Annotated in this window: 17 protein-coding genes and 1 other RNA gene; 12 read left to right on the forward strand and 6 right to left on the reverse strand. The window is 61.2% G+C overall.

All coding sequences use genetic code 11. The annotated features are described in order from the left end of the window. The first annotated feature begins 374 nt into the window (after positions 1–374). The 3 genes from E8K79_RS05965 (at position 375) to E8K79_RS05975 (ending at position 3,949) form a co-directional block, all read left to right on the forward strand. Positions 375–1,874, forward strand: coding sequence for a phytoene desaturase family protein (locus E8K79_RS05965; RefSeq protein ID WP_136513894.1), 1,500 nt, complete (start codon positions 375–377; stop codon positions 1,872–1,874). 37 nt (positions 1,875–1,911) lie between these two features. Further along, positions 1,912–3,354 (forward strand): lipase maturation factor family protein, encoded by a 1,443-nt coding sequence (locus E8K79_RS05970; RefSeq protein ID WP_136513895.1) that lies wholly within the window; start codon positions 1,912–1,914, stop codon positions 3,352–3,354. A 157-nt stretch (positions 3,355–3,511) separates the two neighbouring features. Next, positions 3,512–3,949 (forward strand): phosphate-starvation-inducible PsiE family protein, encoded by a 438-nt coding sequence (locus E8K79_RS05975; RefSeq protein WP_136513896.1) that lies wholly within the window; start codon positions 3,512–3,514, stop codon positions 3,947–3,949. A 47-nt stretch (positions 3,950–3,996) separates the two neighbouring features. Here E8K79_RS05975 and E8K79_RS05980 read toward each other — a convergent pair whose 3' ends face one another. From E8K79_RS05980 to E8K79_RS05990, 3 genes are read right to left on the reverse strand one after another with little or no spacing between them, the layout of a single operon-like run. Beyond that, complete coding sequence (locus E8K79_RS05980; protein WP_136513897.1) at positions 3,997–4,842, reverse strand: SDR family NAD(P)-dependent oxidoreductase; 846 nt, start codon at positions 4,840–4,842, stop codon at positions 3,997–3,999. Between the two features lie 42 nt (positions 4,843–4,884). Beyond that, the gene (locus E8K79_RS05985; protein ID WP_198419777.1) at positions 4,885–5,190 is read right to left on the reverse strand and encodes a hypothetical protein; all 306 of its coding nucleotides are present in this window, start codon (positions 5,188–5,190) and stop codon (positions 4,885–4,887) included. A 44-nt stretch (positions 5,191–5,234) separates the two neighbouring features. Continuing rightward, positions 5,235–5,702 (reverse strand): VOC family protein, encoded by a 468-nt coding sequence (locus tag E8K79_RS05990; protein WP_136513898.1) that lies wholly within the window; start codon positions 5,700–5,702, stop codon positions 5,235–5,237. Positions 5,703–6,021: 319 nt separating this feature from the next. On the opposite strand from E8K79_RS05990, the gene E8K79_RS21240 reads away from it, so the two are divergent. Together E8K79_RS21240 and E8K79_RS06000 are read left to right on the forward strand one after the other, a co-directional pair. After that, complete coding sequence (locus E8K79_RS21240; protein ID WP_198419778.1) at positions 6,022–8,628, forward strand: PAS domain S-box protein; 2,607 nt, start codon at positions 6,022–6,024, stop codon at positions 8,626–8,628. A gap of 124 nt (positions 8,629–8,752) precedes the next feature. After that, positions 8,753–11,374 carry a CHASE domain-containing protein gene (locus E8K79_RS06000; protein ID WP_136513899.1) on the forward strand — a complete coding sequence of 874 codons (2,622 nt, stop codon included), beginning with the start codon at positions 8,753–8,755 and terminating at the stop codon, positions 11,372–11,374. Between the two features lies 1 nt (position 11,375). On the opposite strand, the gene E8K79_RS06005 is transcribed toward E8K79_RS06000, so the two are convergent. After that, a complete protein-coding gene (locus tag E8K79_RS06005; RefSeq protein WP_135871040.1) occupies positions 11,376–11,870 on the reverse strand; it encodes a cytochrome P460 family protein in 495 nt (164 codons plus the stop codon). Between the two features lie 221 nt (positions 11,871–12,091). On the opposite strand from E8K79_RS06005, the gene E8K79_RS06010 reads away from it, so the two are divergent. The 4 genes from E8K79_RS06010 to E8K79_RS06025 all read left to right on the forward strand — a co-directional run bounded on the left by E8K79_RS06010 (position 12,092) and on the right by E8K79_RS06025 (position 15,420). After that, positions 12,092–12,880 (forward strand): transporter substrate-binding domain-containing protein, encoded by a 789-nt coding sequence (locus E8K79_RS06010; protein WP_198419779.1) that lies wholly within the window; start codon positions 12,092–12,094, stop codon positions 12,878–12,880. A 48-nt stretch (positions 12,881–12,928) separates the two neighbouring features. Continuing rightward, positions 12,929–13,729 (forward strand): amino acid ABC transporter permease, encoded by an 801-nt coding sequence (locus E8K79_RS06015; protein WP_136513900.1) that lies wholly within the window; start codon positions 12,929–12,931, stop codon positions 13,727–13,729. Further along, positions 13,719–14,450 carry an amino acid ABC transporter ATP-binding protein gene (locus E8K79_RS06020; RefSeq protein WP_136513901.1) on the forward strand — a complete coding sequence of 244 codons (732 nt, stop codon included), beginning with the start codon at positions 13,719–13,721 and terminating at the stop codon, positions 14,448–14,450. Before E8K79_RS06015 ends, E8K79_RS06020 begins: the two co-directional genes overlap by 11 nt. Before the next feature lie 247 nt (positions 14,451–14,697). Beyond that, complete coding sequence (locus E8K79_RS06025) at positions 14,698–15,420, forward strand: YkgJ family cysteine cluster protein (RefSeq protein ID WP_246043735.1); 723 nt, start codon at positions 14,698–14,700, stop codon at positions 15,418–15,420. A gap of 8 nt (positions 15,421–15,428) precedes the next feature. On the opposite strand, the gene E8K79_RS06030 is transcribed toward E8K79_RS06025, so the two are convergent. Together E8K79_RS06030 and E8K79_RS06035 are read right to left on the reverse strand one after the other, a co-directional pair. Further along, positions 15,429–15,983, reverse strand: coding sequence for a hypothetical protein (locus E8K79_RS06030; protein WP_136513902.1), 555 nt, complete (start codon positions 15,981–15,983; stop codon positions 15,429–15,431). Positions 15,984–16,354: 371 nt separating this feature from the next. Then, a complete protein-coding gene (locus E8K79_RS06035; RefSeq protein WP_136513903.1) occupies positions 16,355–17,215 on the reverse strand; it encodes an AraC family transcriptional regulator in 861 nt (286 codons plus the stop codon). Between the two features lie 172 nt (positions 17,216–17,387). On the opposite strand from E8K79_RS06035, the gene E8K79_RS06040 reads away from it, so the two are divergent. The 3 genes from E8K79_RS06040 to ssrA all read left to right on the forward strand — a co-directional run bounded on the left by E8K79_RS06040 (position 17,388) and on the right by ssrA (position 18,792). Beyond that, entirely contained in the window at positions 17,388–17,630 is a 243-nt protein-coding gene (locus E8K79_RS06040; protein WP_135871030.1) for a DUF2442 domain-containing protein, read from the forward strand. 82 nt (positions 17,631–17,712) lie between these two features. After that, on the forward strand, positions 17,713–18,186 hold the full coding sequence (smpB, locus tag E8K79_RS06045; protein ID WP_136513904.1) for an SsrA-binding protein SmpB: 474 nt from the start codon (positions 17,713–17,715) through the stop codon (positions 18,184–18,186). 253 nt (positions 18,187–18,439) lie between these two features. Continuing rightward, positions 18,440–18,792, forward strand: a transfer-messenger RNA (tmRNA) gene (ssrA, locus tag E8K79_RS06050). Positions 18,793–18,922: the final 130 nt, after the last annotated feature.

Consider the following 18,922-nt stretch of genomic DNA (forward strand, 5'->3'; position numbering starts at 1 on the left):
CATGTCCCCTAGCGTCCCCCCCTTTGCGAAGGGGGGACGCTAGGGGGGATTTGCCTCTGTCCGACCACACAAGCACCCGCTGACGGTGCGATAACGCACGCTGCAACAGCAAGTGAAAGATGACGAACAACTTGTCCATGCGGAAAGCGACTCCGTTCAATCGACTAAAACCAGTAAACAAAAGCAAATCCCCCCCGTCCCCCCTTCGCAAAAGGGGGGGCGCGAGGTCACCTGCAGCGCTTCGTCGGCACACTTTTTCGCCATCCCCGGAATTCCCGTAGTGCCTCCGCGCAGGGGGATTTGCAGGATGCCCTTTCCGCGAACCCTGCTAGACTTAAGCCTCGTGTTTTCAAGGGACGAAAGGAGGAGGCGCGATGCCCTTCGCAGGCGACATAGACGCCGTGGTGGTCGGCTCTGGCCCAAACGGCCTCGCGGCCGCGATAACCCTCGCCCGCGCCGGACTGAAGGTCACCGTCGTGGAAGCCGCCGCGACCATCGGCGGAGGCACCAGGAGCGAGGCGCTCACCCTCCCGGGCTTTCTGCACGACGTCTGCTCCGCGATCCACCCGCTTGCCGCCTCTTCCCCATTCTTTCGCACCCTCCCTCTCTCCGAACACGGCCTCACCTGGCTCTACCCCGAGGTACAACTCGCCCACCCGTTGGCAAGTGATGAAGCAGCCCTCCTCTACCGCGACCTCGCCGCAACCTCCGCCGGTCTCGATAAAGATGCCGGGCGTTACCGGGCCCTTTTCTCCCCGATCGTTGCACACTGGGAGGAACTCGCCCCCGATCTTCTGGCGCCGCTACACTTCCCGCAGCACCCCGTTTCTTTCGCGCGTTTCGGCCTTTACGGGCTTCTTCCCGCCACGCTCCTCGGGCGCTCCGCTTTCGGGGGCGATCCAGCCCGCGCCCTCTTCGCCGGCATGGCCGCCCACTCCTTTCTCCCGCTGGAGCGCCCCCTTTCCGGGGCCTTCGGCCTCATCTTGGGCGCCCTCGCCCACGTCGCCGGCTGGCCCGTGGCGCAGGGGGGCTCCGGCGCCGTAAGCTCCGCGCTTGCCTCCTACCTGCGGCGGCTCGGTGGGGATATCGTCACCGGGTGCGCCATAAATAGCCTCGCCGAACTCCCCGCGGCGCGCATCGTGATGTTAGACCTGACCGCACGCCAGCTGGAAAGGCTCGTGGGAGATAAGCTCCCGGCAGGTTACCGGCGCAGGCTGACCGAATACCGCTACGGCCCCGGCATCTTCAAGATCGACTGGGCCCTGAGCTCCCCGATCCCCTGGCGTGCCGAAGCATGCCGGCGCGCCGCCACGGTGCACGTCGGGGGAACCGCCGCGGAAATCGCCCTTGGCGAGCGGGAGGTCTGGCGCGGCACGCACCCGGAGCACCCTTTCGTCCTCGTCGCGCAGCCGACCATCGTCGACCCGTCCCGCGCACCGGAGAACAAACATGTCGCGTGGGGATACTGCCACGTCCCGAGCGGCTCCACCTTCGACATGACCGAACGGATCGAGGCGCAGATGGAGCGCTTCGCCCCCGGTTTCCGCGACCTCGTGCTCGCCCGGCACACGCGTAACTGCATCCAGTACCAGCAGTACAACGCGAACCTCATCGGCGGGGACATAAACGGCGGCGTCCAGGACCTGCACCAGTTTCTCTGCCGCCCCACCCTCTTCGCCCCCTACCGCACCCCGCTTCCCGGTCTCTACCTCTGTTCGTCGGGGACCCCACCGGGGGGCGGCGTGCACGGCATGTGCGGCTACCATGCGGCGCGCATGGCGCTTCGCGACCTCGGAATCGGTCCGCAAAGGATCACCTTTGAGGCGCCGGGCTTCCCGAAGCCGGAAACAGCCCCCCCTGCCGGGCCGCCCTGACCCTGCGAACGAAAACCGCACCTCCCCGGAGGCCACCATGAACGACGACGGCTACTGGATCATCCGGATTCTTCTGCAAAGGGGGCTTGCCCTCATCTACCTGATGGGCTTTCTCGCCGCGCTGAACCAGTTCCGCCCCCTTTGCGGCGACCACGGGCTCGAGCCGGCCCGCCACTTCATGCGGCTCGTCCCCTTCCGGGACGCCCCGAGCATCTTCCACTTCCTGCCGGGGGACCGGTCCTACCTCATCTTTTCCATCCTCGGCGTCTTACTGTCGCTTCTCGCGCTCTGCGGTATCACCGACGCCTACGGTGTCTTCCCATCCATGCTTTCCTGGTTCCTGCTCTGGGCCCTCTACCTATCCTTCGTGAACATCGGCCAGACCTTCTACGCCTTCGGCTGGGAGTCGCTCCTTCTGGAGGCGGGCTTTCTCGCCGTCTTCCTTGGACCTTCCGGCACCGAGCCGGGGTGGCAGGTGATCTGGCTCTACCGCTGGCTCGCCTTTCGCGTCATGTTCGGCGCGGGGATGATCAAGATCAGGGGGGATAACTGCTGGCGCGACCTCACCTGCCTTGACTACCACTTCGAGACGCAGCCCATGCCGAACCCGTTAAGCCGCCTCTTCCACCGCCTTCCCCCTTCGGTGCACAAGGCCGGTGTCCTCTTCAATCACCTGGCCGAACTCATCCTCCCTCCCTTTTTCTTCGCGCCCCAGCCGGTCGCCGCGGCCGCCTCGACCGTTTCGCTCCTGTTTCTCGCCTCCATCATCGTGAGCGGCAACTTCGCCTGGCTCAACTGGCTCACTGCCGTCATCTGCCTGAGCCCGCTGGACGGCACGCTCATCGCCCAGTTTTTCTCCCTGACGGCGCCCCCGATGGTTCCGCAGGCGCCGCTTTTCACCGCCCTCACCTGGGGGCTTTTCATCCTGGTGGCGCTGCGCAGCGTGGAACCGGTAGTGAACCTCTTCTCCCGGTCGCAGATCATGAACACCTCCTTCGATCCCTTCCACCTGGTGAACACCTACGGGGCCTTCGGCAGCATCACCAAGGAGCGCTACGAGATCGTCATCGAGGGGACAGAGGAGGACGCGGCGGGTGTCGACGCGAACTGGCGCGCCTACGAGTTCAAGGGGAAACCGGGGGACCCGCGCCGCATCCCACCCGTCGTCGCGCCGTACCACATGCGCCTGGACTGGCTGATGTGGTTCGAGGCGATGCCCGGGCAGGCGGGACACTCGCGCTGGTTCGTGCAGTTGGTGATCAGGCTTTTGGAGGGGGACGCCACAACGCTGCGGCTCCTGCGGGAAAATCCCTTCCCGGAACGGCCGCCGCGCTACATCCGCGCGCTTTACTACCGTTACCGCTTCGGCAGGAAGCAATGGTGGGACCGTGAACTGGTCGGCGAATACCTGGTGCCCGTTTCCCTGGAGCACCCGGTACTAAAACTGGTGCGTGAGCGCTACCGGAACGGGGATCGCTGACGACGGTAGGAAGAGAACGGCAGGAAGGAAACGGAACCGGCTCCGCAAGAGGCCGGTTTTTTTTATTCCTTTTCGTGACGCAATCGTAATGCCGCAAATAACCGGCTGTAACCTTCGCCTGGTAGCATTCCGGCAAAAAAGCTGAGGAGAAAGCGATATGTGGAGAGAAAACACGGTGGATTTAAAGCTCGCGCGTTTCTACGAGATGTCGACGCGCGTGGTGCTGACCCTTCTGATCGTCACCATCCTGCTCGCCATCCTGGCCGGGGTGGGATGCACGCTTTACGATCTGCGCCTTGTCTTCGAGGAGGAGTTTCACGCCGCCTTCAAGCAGATCATGGTGGACCTTCTGACCGTGCTCGCCGTGATCGAGGTGCTGCGCACCGCCCTCGCCTATTCCACGGAAGGGCGCGTCAAAGTCACCTACATCATCGACACGGTCATCGTCACCGTGCTGACCGAGGTGATGGCCTTTTGGTACAAAGATATCGAGTGGCAGGAGGTGGCGATGACCATCGCGCTGGTGCTGTCGCTTGCCTTCACGCGCATCGTCGCGGTACGCTTTTCGCCCGCGGCTGCGCGCAGGGAGCTGTAAGGGGAAGAGCAGGTGCCGGGAGAAGCCCCCCCCGGCACCCTCTGTTTCTAAACCTGAAGCAGGCTGATCCACCTGAGCGTCAGCTCGCGCAGGCGCCGGCGCGCCTCTTCGTCGTAGGCCTGGGGATCGGCCCGCTCCGGCCGCCCCTGATCGAAGTAGAGCCCTGTCATCCCCTTCACCTCTTCATCCACCGCCAGGCGCAACAGGTAGCGTGCCCCTTCGTCCACCGTGGTCCGCGCCGTCCCGAACCATTCCCGCACCATGTTGGTATCCATGAGCGAGGCCGGGTGCATGGCGTTCACCGTGACCGAAGTCCCGGCAAGTTCTCGCGCCAGGTCGAAACTGAACATGATGAGGGCGAGCTTGCTCTGGCTGTAGGCGCGCATGCCGTCGTACTCCCGCTCAAGCATGACGTCCTCGAAATCGATGGCTTGCTGCGCCACCGAAGCCACGTTCACGATGCGCGCCTCCCCGGTCTCCTCACCCCTCAGCCGCAACAGCGGCAGGAGCCGGTAACTTAGCAACACCGGCGCCAGGTAGTTGACCGCGAAGCGCAGTTCATAGCCGTTCGCGCTGGTCTCGCGGTGCTGCGGCTCAGGCCCGGCGCCGAGTCCCGCGTTGTTGATGAGAACATCAAGCCCACGCCAGTCTGCCGCGACTTCCTCCGCCAGGACCTCCACCTCGGCGAGCGAGGAGAGATCGGCGTTATAGTAGTGCAGCCGGTCGCTGCCGCTTGCTGCCCCGATCTCTTCCAGAACCCGTTTCCCCTTCTCGGGGTTTCTGCCGTGCAAAAGCACGGTGGCGCCAAGTTCGGCAAGCCCTGCGGCGACCCGCGCGCCGAGGCCGTCGGTGGCGCCGGTGATCATTACGATCAGTCCTTCCTGTCTCTTCATGGTGAACCTCCTCGCGTCAGGCGCCGCGCCTTAACCAAGGTATTAATCCTGGTCCCCTTTTCCCGCCACCCAGAAGGCAATCCACTGCTGCTGCGGCGTAAAACTGTTGCCGTACTGGACGATCACCCCGTCTTCCCGCTGGTAGCTGCAGGACCAACCGGGCTTGTCGGCACCCTGGAAGGTCGGGTAGTCCCCCGGATGCTCCATGGCGTTGTAAGGGGCAGCATAGGTCCCGTCGTCTTTCGGGGGAACGCAGCGCCCGTCCCCGGTGTACCAGATCTCAGCGGCCTCGACGCAGGAAGCCGTGAAGATCACTATGGCAAAAGCCGCCATGACTACTTTTTTCATAATGCCGATCCTCCCGTTATTGCATCAAAAAGGTCAGGTTATCTTCAGCTCTTGGATGCTTCGGCGAAAGCAGCCTCGGCCCCTGCGCGGATCTCCTCCTGGGTCAGTTCCCTGGTGTGAGTTGCCAGCATCCAGCTGTAGCCGAAGGGGTCGCGCAGGGAACCTGCCCGGTCGCCCCAGAACATCTCCTGCACCTCCATCTGCACCGTCGCCCCGGCCTCTACGGCGCGCCGGAAGGCGGCGTCGACGTTGTCAACGTAGAGGTAGAAGCTGACGGGCGAGGCGCCCATGCTTTCCGCGCTCTTGCACTGCTGCTGCTCGTCTCCCATCATGAGGATGGAATCGCCCACAAGGAGCTCGGCGTGCATGATGCCCCGGCCGTCCGGGGTCGGCATCGCATAGCGCTCGATGGCGCCGAACGCGTTTTTGTAGAACTCTATCGCCTTGCGGCACTCCCTGAACATGAACATTGGGGTGACGCTGTGGAATCCTTCCGGTATCGGTTTCAGCATGACAAACCTCCTATCTTTCAGGCATTTGCTTCCGACCAGTTCAGCATAGGATCCCCCCGGGGCGTTGTCAATAGCACCGACACAGTGCTCGCCGCACCGCTTTCCTTGCGTGTTTTCCGTGTCGACACCCGCAACACATCGCTGCGCCGCGAGCCGAAGACCGGGCACGCGCGGCGCTATCCTCACCCGAAAAGCTTGCAGTGGTATTTTTTTCATAGGTTTTTATCAATCTGTGGTAAAGACTCACGGTGCGGCTACCGATGAGGAAATTACCAGTATCCAAACTGTCGAGGCATGCTCACGCTCTGAGGACGACAAAATGACCTGGTTGCGTCTGGTTGTGACAGTTACATTTCTGCTTATGTCAGTTCAATGGGTTCCCGACTGCGGCGCGGCGCGCGCCGAGACTACCGTCGTCCTCACCCCTCAGGAACAGCAGTGGCTCAAAAAGCATCCGGTCATCAAGCTCGCCCCTGACCCCGATTTCAAACCGATCGAGTTCTTCGACGAAAACGGCAGATACCAGGGGGCCGCCGCCGACATCATCCGCCTCCTCGAAAAAAAACTCGGTATCACCATCACCGTCGTGCACCTGCAGAACTGGGACGAGGTGATGGAAAAGTTCAGGGCGCACGAGGTGGACATCCTAGGTGCCATGGTGAAGACCCCGAACCGCGAGAAGTTCGCCCTCTTCACCGACACGCTGGTGACCGTACCCGGCGGGATATTCTCTCGTGTTGGCGTGCTCCCGGGACAGACCCTGGCGGACCTGAAGGGAAAGAGGGTCGCCGTGGTCTCGAACTACGCTGCGCACGACATCCTGAAGAACAGGTACCCCGAGATCAGGCTTGAGGTGGTGCCGGACGTATCCACCGCCCTCGCCAAGACCTCGCTCGGCATGGTCGACTACTACGTCGAGAACATGGCCAACGCCACTTACTACGCGCAGGAAAGCGGCATCACGAACCTGCAGCTCGCCGGCAAGACCGACTTCGAGTATCGCTGGGGGATGGGGATAAGAAAGGACTGGCCCGAACTGCAGGGGATCCTCAACAAGGGGCTTGCCGCCATCGGGCCCGAGGAGCGCAGCGACGCCCTCAAGAAGTGGCTCTTCGTCGACGACATGCACTGGCGCCCAACTAGGACCTTCGTGGCGATGTCCGTCGCGGTTCTCCTCGCCCTCCTGCTCGCTGCTGCTGCATACGCAAACTACGCCCTCAAAAAAGTGGTGAAAAGCCGCACCGCGTCGCTGCAGGATGAGCTTCGCGAGCGGGAGAAGGCGCAACTTGCCCTGAAGGAACTCTCCCTTCGGCTCGAGGACCGCGTGCGAGAGCGCACCGCCGAACTAGAGCGGGAGATTGCTGAGCGCAGCAAGACCGAGCAGGCGGTAGCGGCAAGCGAGCAGCGTTTCCGGGATCTCTTCCAAAACATAGCCGACCCGGTCTACATCGCCGACGCCGACGGCAGGATCATCGCCGCCAACGACCAGGCGGTAAGCGAGCTCGGTTTCTCCCGCGCCGAGCTCCTCGAACGGAGCATAGAAGATCTCGATGCGGTCCACGACGCCCCGGAGAAGGTCGCCGAACAATTCAGGGGTTTCTCTAACGCCGCCTCGGCGACCTTTGAGACCGCGCACCGCAGAAAGGACGGCTCCACCTTCCCGGTCGAGGTGAAGGTCAGGCTGATCGACTTCGACGGCCGGCCAGCCTTTATCGGCGTGGCGAGGAACATCTCGGAGCGCAGGAAAGCGGAAAATGAGCGCCTAAGACTGGAACAGCAGCTTCTGCACGCGCAGAAACTGGAGAGCCTCGGCGTCCTCGCCGGCGGCATCGCCCACGACTTCAACAACATCCTCACCTCCATCATCGGGAACACGGAACTCGCTCTCCTGCGTCTTCCCGCACAGTCCCCCGCCCTGGAGAACCTGCAGCGCGTCGAGGCCTCCGCAGTTCGCGCCGCCGACCTCGCCCGCCAGATGCTCGCCTACTCCGGCAAGGGCAAATTCCTCATCGAATCCATCGACGTGAACCGCATGCTCCAGGAGATGGGGCACATGCTGGAGGTCGCCATCTCGAAACGCGTGGTGCTCAACTATCAACTGGGCGACGAGCTTCCGGCCGTGGAGGTGGACGCGACGCAGATCAGGCAGATCGTCATGAACCTCGTGATCAACGCCTCGGAGGCGATCGGCGACAGCGACGGCACGATAACGGTCGCCACGTCCTGCGCCGACTGCAGGGAGGAATACCTGAACGACGCCTGGCTCGTTGACCCGATCCCCGCCGGATCTTACGTGGTCATCGAGGTCACCGACGACGGCTGCGGCATGGACAAGGCGACCCTTTCCCGGATCTTCGACCCCTTCTTCACCACCAAGTTCACCGGCCGCGGGCTCGGCATGGCCGCGGTCCTAGGCATCATCCGCAGTCACAAAGGGGCGATCAAGGTCTACAGCGAGCCCGGCCGAGGCACCACCTTCAAGGTGCTTTTACCCGCCGCGGCGGGGTGTGCCGGGGTGAGCGCGCCGGAAGCCGAGGCGCAAAACTGGCGGGGCGAAGGGGTGGTGCTCCTCGTGGACGACGAGGAGGAGATCCGCTCCACCGCCGGGGAACTGCTGCGCGAGCTAGGATACGAAGTGATAACGGCGCGGGACGGTTGCGAGGCGGTCGAGGCGTACCGGATGCACGGCGACGTCGCCTTCGTGCTTTTGGACCTCACCATGCCCCGCATGGACGGGGAGCAGTGTTTCCGCGAGTTGCGCCGGATCGATCCATCCGCCCAGGTCATCATGTCGAGCGGCTTCAGCGAGCACGAGGTGGCCAAGAAGTTCGCCGGTCAGGGATTGGCGGGGCTGATCCAGAAGCCGTACAAGCTATCCTCCCTGCGCAGCGTCATCATGGCGAGCCGGAAGGCGGCCACCGCCTGACGCCACTTCGACGGCGTGCTTTACACTGCAGGCCCCCGGAAGGATTGAATTCAGCAAAAAGTCCTGTAAAGTAAATCATCTACCGCATGGTGCGGAAGCTCCCCACAACGACGGGAAAAAACGCATGCCGAACGCAAACGTTTACGCACAGGAAAAATCCTCTCCCGCCATCGCACCCATCTCCCACTGGGGAAGGATCGTCACTTTCCTCCCCTATCTCGTCATGACCCTCTCCCTCTTGATGACCTGGTTCTTCTGGCGCCAGTACGACCACAGCCTCAACGTACGCAGCCAGACCATCTTCAGCGACCGGACCCAGGAGATCACGGAGCGCTTTTTCACCAAGCTCGTGGACGACGAGCAGATACTACGCGGCGCGGCCGGGCTTTACAACGCAAGTGATGACGTGACGCGCGACGAGTGGCACCGCTACGCGCAGTCGCTTTCCCTCGAGAGCAACTACCCGGGGCTGCAGGGGCTCGGCGTCACCGAGGTGGTGTACCCAAACGAGAGGGAGCGCCACATCCGCCGCATACGCAAGGAAGGCTTCACCTCCTACAAGATGTGGCCCGAGGGCGAGCGCCCCTTCTACACCGCGATCATCTACCTCGAGCCCTTCAACTGGCGCAACCAGCGCGCCTTCGGCTTCGACATGTTCTCCGAGCCGGTTCGGCGCGAGGCGATGGAGCAGGCCCGCGACCGCGGGGAGGCCGCGGTGACAAGTCCCGTCGTCCTGGTTCAGGAGACCGAGAAAGACACCCAGAAAGGGATCCTGATGTACATGCCGGTCTACCGTCAGGGCGCAGCAATCGCCACGGTCGCGCAGCGGCGCGAGGCCCTGAAAGCTTTCGTCTACAGCCCGATCAGGATTTTGGATTTCGTGTCGGCGAACTTCCCCAAAGGGGGCAACGACATCGGCTTCCGGATCTTCACGGAAAAAAGCGAGAACCCGAGCGCGCTGCTCTTCGACAGCACCGCCGCCTGGAAAACGAAGGTGCCGCCCGATTACCGCGGCGATCTCACGACCTCGCTCACCGTGCACCGTTTCGGTCGCGACTGGCTCTTTTCCTTTTACTCCCTCCCCGCCTTCACCCTGGAACAGAGGAAGGGGCAGTCCCGCGGTTACCTGGCGGGAGGTTTGACGGTGAGCCTGCTCCTCACCGTCATCGCCTTCATGTTGCGCTCCGCCCATGCAAGCGCCATCGCCGCGGCGCAGGCCATAAACGAAAGCCGTGAGCGTTACCGCAAGATCTCGGAGGACAGCCCCGCCTACATAAGCACCATCCTTCCCGACGGCACCATCACCTATGCGAACCCGGCGCTTGCCTGCGGCACCGGCATGACCCAGGCGGAAATGACCGGGAAGAACTTCCTGGACTTCCTCCTGCCGGAGTACCGCGAACAGGTACGCGAGGCCCTGAACGCCACATCGCCCGACAACCCCACCTGCATCACGGAACAGGCCCTGAAGAGTTCCGACGGGAGTGTCAGCTGGCACCAGTGGACGAACCGGGCCTTCTTCGACGACCAGGGAAGGGTCTCGGCGTTCCAGGCGGTGGGGCAGGACATCACCGAACGAAAACGCGCCGAGGAGGAGCGGGCGCGCCTGGAACAGCAGATGGTGCATGCGCAGAAGATGGAGAGCCTCGGCATTCTGGCAGGCGGGGTCGCCCACGACTTCAACAACATCCTCATGGCCATCATCGGCAACGTCGACCTCTCCCTCATGGCCCTTCCTGCCGATTCGCCGGTGGTCAAGAACCTGAACCGGATCCAGCAGGCGGCAACGCGGGCCGCCGACCTGGCAAAACAGATGCTCGCCTACTCCGGCAAGGGGAGGTTCCTGGTCGGTCCCGTGGACCTGAACCGGGTCGTGAAGGATCTCGAGCACATCCTCGAGGGCTCCCTCTCGGACCGCACCGGCCTCGAACTCAACCTGCATATCCCGCTGCCCGACATCGAGGCGGACGTAACGCAGATCCAGCAGATCCTGATGAACCTAGTCATGAACGCCTCCGAAGCGATCGGCGACGGGCGTGGCGAAATCGGCATAACGACCGGGATCATGGAAATGGACCGCACGAGCTTAAAGGACGTGCTGCTCGGCGAGCATATGGAAGAAGGGAGCTACGTTTTCCTTGAGGTGCGCGACAACGGCTGCGGCATGGAAAGGGAAATGGTTGCCAAAATCTTCGACCCCTTCTTCACCACCAAGTTCACCGGGCGCGGCTTGGGTCTCGCGGCGGTACACGGTATCGTGCGCGGGCACAAGGGGGGGATCAAGGTCTACAGCGAACCGGGCAAGGGGAGCGTCTTAAAGATCCTCTTCCCGAAAGCCGACGCCCACGGCGAGGAAAAGGGCGCGCCCTCCCCCCCCACTGACGCATGGCAGGGGGAAGGCAAGGTGCTTTTAGTGGACGACGAGGAGGCGGTGCGCTCGATCGCCTCGGCGCTTTTGCAGGAGCTCGGCTACACGCCGCTTCCGGCCGAAAGCGGCGAGGAGGCGCTCGCCCTTTACCGCGACACAGAAGGGATCAAGGCCGTCATCCTCGATCTCACCATGCCGCACATGGACGGCGAGGCATGCTTCCGCGCGCTGCGGCTCATGGACCCTGAGGTGAAGGTGATCATGTCCAGCGGCTTCAGCGAGCACGACGTGGTCGAAAAATTCAACGGCGGCCTTGCCGGTTTCATCCAGAAACCCTACACGCTCGGAACGCTCAGGGCCGTCATGAAAAAGGTGTGAATCAGGGTGTCCCGGCCATCCTGGTAAAGAGGTAATCGTTTCCGGCCACCGGCGTATGACAGCCGAAGCACTCGTTCACGAAGGAAGCATCCTTGCCGTACGGCTTCAGATCCTTGCCGACGAACCTTGCGAAGCCCCACCCTCCCGTCTCCTTGTACTTCTTCGCGTCCTTCACCATGAACTCGACCTGTACGAACTCCCCGGCCTCGGTCGCCACGGGAAACGACGGGTGCTTCACCGCCTTCCAGGCAACCTTGGCGAGCACGCTGCCGTCGGGAAGAGGCTTCACCCCGGCCCGCAGCGCGGCAACGGCGGTCTCGTTTCCGGTGATGACGCGGATGTGCCCCTTGTCCTCCCGATACGACGGAGCGACCACCCTCCAGGACATGTAATCGGGGTAGAGGGCGATGCCGTTGGGAGCGACCGGGGTGGGACCGGCAAGCACCGGGATCGCCATGGACAGCAGACTGACACAGGCAAATATCGCTTTCCTCATAAAAAACCTCCTCCAAGATTGGTGACAGTAATTGCACAGACATTGTGGGAAGGATTGGAAGTCGTAGCGGTAAGCGATGAAACAATAACAAAAAAATTGCGCGGGTAAAGACGCCAGTCACAGATAAAAAGTGGACGAAGTCCACCAAGGGACCCCATTTGACAGTCAGGGTTAGCGGGTGTATTAGGTTATGCCGAGTTTCGCAGGAAAAGGAGGGTGTTTTGTCCAGAGTAATCGGCTTTTTAAGCATCGCTGCCTTTATTCTTCTGTTTTCCGCAGCGTCCCCGGCGTTTGCCTCGAAAACGCTCGTCGTCGGCATGGAACTCGCCTATCCTCCCTTCGAGATGACCGATGCAAGCGGCCGCCCGGATGGGGTAAGCGTGCAGCTCGCCCGGGAGCTCGGCAAGGCGCTGGGGCGCCCGGTCGAGATCAGGAACATCGCCTTCGACGGACTTATCCCCTCGCTCAAAACGGGGAAGATCGACCTCATCATCTCCTCCATGACCGCAACCGCCGAGCGGGCGCGCTCCATCGACTTTTCCGATCCATACTTAAGCACAGGTCTCTGCCTGCTGGTGGGGAAGGATACTACGGTCGCCTCGATAGCCGACCTAGACCAGCCCGGGCGCACCGTCGCGGTGAAAAAGGGAACCACCGGTCACGTCTACGCCGCGGCGCACCTGAAAAAGGCGAGCCTCCTGGTCCTCGACAAGGAGGCCGCCGCGGTCCTCGAAGTCGTACAGGGGAAGGCAGACGCCTTCATCTACGACCAGATGTCCACCTTCCGCAACTACCAGAGGAACCCCGAGACCACGCGCGCGATACTGAAGCCCTTCCAGACCGAGTCCTGGGCCATAGGGATGCGCAAGGGAAACGGCGCGCTGAAAGCACAGGTGAACCGCTTCCTCGCCGACTTCCGGCGCTCCGGCGGCTTCGAGAGGCTGGGCGATCGCTACCTGAAGGAGGAGAAGGAGAGCTTTCGCAGGATGGGCTACCCCTTCTTCTTCTGACATCCCCAAAGCGGGGCGCACTGCCCCCCCGCCGCCTGCTGAGGTGCCATGTCCCGCCGCCGCTTCCAGATCCTATTCGCGCGCAGCAAAGGTAACCACGAGGAGATTCCCCGCTTCGGCCGTACCGTCGGGGTGATAAGTGCTCTTTTTCTGCTCGCGCTCGTCTTCAGCTTCGCCTTTTCCCGCCTCCACTACGGCTGGAACTGGGATGCCGTGTACCAGTACCGGCAGAAGTTCGTCTCCGGCTGGCTCATCACCCTCGCCATCTCCGCCGCATCCCTCGTGGCGAGCCTCATCATCGGCCTCGCTGCCGCCCTCTCGCACCGCTCCCCATTTCTGCCGCTACGCTACCTGGGCAAAGTCTACGTCGAGCTCATCCGCGGCACGCCGCTTCTCGTGCAGATCCTCGTCTTTTTCTACGTGGTGGCCGACGCCTTCGGGATCGGAAACCGCTACGTAGTGGGGACGCTCACCCTCGCCTTTTTCGCCGGGGCCTACATAAGCGAGATCATCAGGGCCGGGATCGAAAGTGTCGGGGAGTCGCAGCTCGATTCCGCCCGTGTCATAGGGCTCACCCCGTACCAGACCTATCGCTACGTCGTCTTTCCCCAGGTGATGCGCAGGATCCTCCCGCCGCTTGCAGGACAGTTCGCCTCCCTGATCAAGGACTCGTCGCTTCTGTCGATTATCGCCGTAAGCGAATTCACCCTGAACGCCCAGGAGGTGAACGCCTTCACCTACTCGACCATGGAAAGTTACCTCCCCCTGGCGCTCGGCTACCTGGCCCTCACCCTTCCGATCTCCATGCTGAGCAAGTACCTGGAGAGGAGGTACCGCTATGCGTCTTAGGCTCGACGGGGTGGTGAAACGCTTCGACGGGGTGACCGCACTGGACGGCATCTCGCTTTCGCTCTCCGGGGCGCGCTCCATCGCGCTGATCGGCCCCTCCGGCGGCGGCAAGTCCACCCTGTTGCGTGTGCTGGCGGGGCTCGAACTTCCGGACCAGGGGGGCGTGGAAATCGACGACGTGCCGCTTCCGACCGACGGGGAGAGTCTCATAAGTTACAGGCGCAGCATCGGCACCGTCTTTCAGTCCTACAACCTTTTCCCCCACCTGACCGCGCTCGAAAACGTCACCCTCCCCCTCGTGCAGGCGCACGGCTACGCGAAAGAAGCGGCCAACGGCTACGCCATGGAACTGTTAGACCGCTTCCAACTTGCCTCCCACGCCGGCAAGCGCCCCTACGAGCTTTCCGGCGGTCAGCAGCAGCGCGTAGCCATCGTGCGCGCCGTCGCGATCAAGCCGCGTTTTTTACTCTTCGACGAGCCTACCTCCGCCCTCGATCCCGAGATGACCGCCGAGGTACTAGACCTGATCGCAGAACTCCGCGCCCAGGGACGGGAGTTCATTATCGTGACCCACGAAATGGGTTTCGCGAAAAGGGTAGCCGACCACGGCATCTTCCTCGGAGCCGGCAAGATCGTCGAAGAAGGCCCCGCCGCGGAACTCTTCGACACCCCCCACACCGCCGAACTCAAAGCCTTTCTCGGCAAAGTACTCAAATACTGAGGTTCTCCAGAAAATACTGCGGTTCTTTAGGGAAATCCGTAGGACCATGTGTGCGTTAGTTTCGAAGCAGTGAGCATGGCATCACGTCCCCCCCTTTGCGAAGGGGGGACAAGGGGGGATTTGCCTTTGTCTGACATCCTTAGCAAACAGGCGCTATTTCATCGCGGGAGCCCGCGTTTGACATCCTGCCCATCCCTGTTTATATTGCCGGGCATTCGAGAAGGAAAAAGGTGGAGGGATTCAAGCGATGATGGTCACCGGCGAGATGCTCAACCAGCTCCTTGAGCAGGTCAAACAGCAGCAGATGTTCCTGGAGATGTTGGTGCGGTCCTGGGTCGACGACTACCGCGCGAGCGGCGGCTCGATCCACTGCGGCAAGGGATGCCGCAACTGCTGCAGCTTGGCCGTCCACACCGGGTTCGCCGAGGCACTCGCCGTAGCGCGCCGCCTGAACGAGGCGCAGGCCGAAAAGGTAGATAGCTACGCGGTGCGGCTGCGGGATCTCGTAAAAAACGTCAGCGACCTCCCGCAGTATCTGCGTCTGCACCGCCAAATGGGATTTTGTCCCCTGCTCGATGACGAAGGAACCTGCAGCGTCTACCCCGTACGTCCCCTCACCTGCCGGGCCCTCATCTCCACGCGCGAAAGCGTCTGGTGCGGCGCCGACTTCTCCACGCTGGCGCCGGAAGAACGCGAAGCGTTTCTGGCCGGGCTGGACCGCAAGGTGGTCGCCTTTCCGAGCCACTACGTCGCGACCCTACAGGAAAGCGGCAAGGAACTCGAAGAAGCCGCGGCGCAACACATGCGCCTTCACTTCGGCTTCGCCCTCTACGGAAACCTCGGCGTCCTGGTGCACCTGATCCGCAAAGGCCTTGCCGAAGCCTGCCAGGAGGGGCCCGTTGCAACCGCCCGTTTCATAGCCCAAGCGGGCTTCGACAATCCGCTCCTACTTACCGGCGTCCCCGATTAGCCTTTCCCCTACCCTGCGCAGCCCCCTTGATCCCGTTCCCGCTTGCAGAGTTCGCATCCGTCGGACTCGGAGCAGGGACGGTGCACCACGTTGTACAACACGAAAAGTACCGTCCCCATGAAAACCGCAGCGATGAGGTTCATGCCCCCGAGCACGTCTTCGGCCTGCAGCTGCCACCCAGCCAGCGCCACCCCGCGCACGTCCGAAGCCGCGGCAGCAAGCTTTTGCAGCCCGAAGTAGAGAAAAGCCCCGAGGGCGATCGCGGCTACCGCGTTGGTGGCCTTCGTCGCCATGTAATGGCAGGAGAACAGAACGCGGCGTTCGGCAAGGCAGATGATCGCCCCGGTAACGATACTGAAGGCGATGCTGGGGAGGAGCATGTAGTAGACCAGCTCGATGGTCGCCTGGTTCAGTAAGGCAAGCTCGATTTTCTTGGAGGAAGTGTTGTAGATGTGCAGCAGGTACAAAAGAGAGGCGCCGCTTGCGGCCACAACTGCGGAAGAAAGCATGTGGGCCTGTTTGAGAGCCCCTTGCATCGCGTCGTACATCGGTAGAGAGCGCATCATGGCATCCTGAATGCCGTCAACCCCACTGCAGTCGGCGGCCGCTGAACCGCAGGCCCAATCGGGCCGATGAAATAACATCGCTTCCTTGCGGGCGGGAACGGCCTTCGGCGGATCAGCAGGAGCACTTCCCTCACGCTATGCCGATTGCGTATACACTATTTCGATTAATAAGTAAACCACTAGATACATCCTGTGCTTGGGCGGTGGAAAAAGCGAAGAGTCTTCATGGAACTCGGGGGAGCCAATGGTGTTACTTGTCTAGCAGAGAGCATGCCCCAACGTCCCCCCCTTTGCGAAGGGGGGACAGGGGGGATTTAGCCCTGGTTGACCAGTCGAGGCCCTACTGAAGCAACCACTACAGGTTGTTTCTACTTGAGCGGCAGATAGACGTCCGTCACCAGTTCGTGTGCTGCGACGTCCGGCATCAGGTTCAGGTAATGGAAAAAGAGCGGGAAATCCCTGAGCTCCTCGCCGCTTTTGGGCAGCCACTCCCGGTACAGCGGGTAAACGCTGCGGCCGATCTCGTCATGCGAGCCCAAGTGGCGCACCACCGCGCAGCGCCCGCCGGGAATGACGCCATTAACCACCCCCTGCGGGTTCTCCGACACCGTTTGCGTCACCTCGCCGCAGATGTCGAAGCGGAAGCGCTCCGGCTCGGTAACCTCCGGGTCGTCGTACGCGACGCCGAAGGTAAGCGACAGTTTCACCGGCGACAGCCCGCTTTGCTTGCGCCACTCGATGAACCGGAGCGCAGATTCGTCCAGCTTCTCCGGCGCCCCACGGTGGGCCAGTACCGCGACCCGCGTTTCGGGGAACTCCACGATTTTCACATCCATCTCATTTCTCCTTTCGCTGGGCGGCAGCCGGAAGCGCTCCTTCCAGGGCCGCCACTTGGGTGATTTTCTGAATTGGGAAGGAGACTGTCCGAACATCTGCCTGAAGGCGCGGGCAAACGCCTCGGGGCTCTCGAATCCGGCGTCCAGCGCGATGTCGATGACCCGCTCCTCCTGGCGATACAAGAGCCGGTAGGAAGCGTGTTTCAACCGCAGGAGCCGGATGTAGGCGAAGACCCCGATTCCCGCGTAGAGCGAGAACTGCCTATGGAAGTGGAATTTGGAGAAGTGCGCCACCCGGCTCAGCCTCTCCACCGTCAACGGTTCATCCAGGTGCCGCTCTATGTAGCGGAAGACCCTTTCAAAGCGCTGTTCATATGTCCGTGCCTTATCCATCCGTTCACCGTCCCGTCTCAATTCGTAAGCCATCCTATCCGGGAGCGAGAGATAAATCCTGACCGAAATTGCTCAATCGAAGCCCTTGTCGCCGCCTCAGCACCTGCTTTGACATCTTTAAAATATAAGGGTACCTTTGGCCAGTCAATCTGGTATCAAAAGACGAGGCCGAATGAGAACCATCAACACTATACGAGCGAATGACGATTGGACACTAGACGTCAGTTTCGCCAACGGTGAGGAACGCAGGTACGATGTGAGGCCTCTGCTGCGAAAAGAAGCGTTCAGGGACCTCGAGGATCTGGCCATCTTCAAAACAGTTCGTAACGGCGGCTACTTCGTCGAGTGGGACAACGAGGCCGACCTTAGTGCGGACACCCTGTACTTGGAAGGAAGTCCCATCGGAAAACGGTAACCAAGACACCCTATCGGCTGAAAACTTTCACCCTGTTTTTCCCCCTGTCCTTTTACGGGCTAATCTGGTAGGATGATTCGCTATGGGTGAGAAGCTGATTTGCAACAACAAGAAGGCGTTCCATGATTACTTCATCGAAGAGCGTTATGAGGCCGGCATGGTGTTGCAGGGGACCGAGGTAAAGTCTCTGCGCAACGGCAAGGCCAACCTGAACGACTCCTTTGCGATGGTGAAGAACGGCGAAGCCTTCCTGCACAACTTCCACATCAACCCGTACGATTTCGGCAACCGTGAGAACCACGATCCGGACCGTATGAGGAAGCTTCTGCTGCACAAGAAAGAGATAGTGAAGCTCTTTTCCAAGATCAGGGAGCAAGGTTACACGCTGATACCGCTTAGGGTTTATTTCAAGGAAGGCAAGGTGAAGACCGAGCTGGGGCTTGCCAAGGGCAAGAAGAACTACGACAAGCGTGAAGTCATGAAGCAAAAAGACATGCAGCGCGACGTTGTGGTAGCCATGAAAGAAAGAAACCGCGGGGCTAGGGACAGGGACTAACCGCCGTTCAACGTTCGACGTTCAATCGGGCTTGAACTAGATGGCAACTGAACCTGCGACAGCACGTACCAAAAGAGACGAAGTAAGAGCAAACCAAAGCCGTAGCTAGATATAGAACGTCGAGCGACAAAGCAGATGAACGTTGAACGCTGTACGTTTTTCAGGTTTTAGTGCCGTAGCTAGATATGGAACGTCAGGCGAAAAAGCTAGATGAACATTGAACGTGGAACGCTGAACGTTTTTTAGGTTTTAAGGGGGTGTAAAGGTTTCGACGGGGGTAATAAGCAAAGGCTGCATGCCGAGGTCCGGGTGGCTCGTTAAACAATCCGGGACGCATTTAAGCGCCGACAATTACGATTACGCTTTAGCAGCTTAATAACCTGCTAACGTTCTACCTACCATCTCCCACGTGGAAGGATAGAACGTCATTCAGTGGGATAGTTTCAGGGAGAGTCCGTGGCCCTGCGGCGAAATCAAGCGGAATCGCGACTCAAGAATCCCGGCCAGTGGAGTCTTGAGGGGCTAAACTTAAAAACAGGTACAAGCATGTAGACGCCTTTTGTGTACGATTCTCGGACGCGGGTTCGATTCCCGCCACCTCCACCATTAGCGGATCTTAAAAGATCCAAATAAGCAAAAAGCCCTGAGAAATCAGGGCTTTTTCTTTTTGGTGCGTCCAGTGTAGTATGGTGGTAACCATTGACAGCGGGGGTATTTGGGGGTACAAAATTCGGAT

The organism is Geomonas edaphica (genome assembly GCF_004917075.1).
Lineage (GTDB): Bacteria > Desulfobacterota > Desulfuromonadia > Geobacterales > Geobacteraceae > Geomonas > Geomonas edaphica.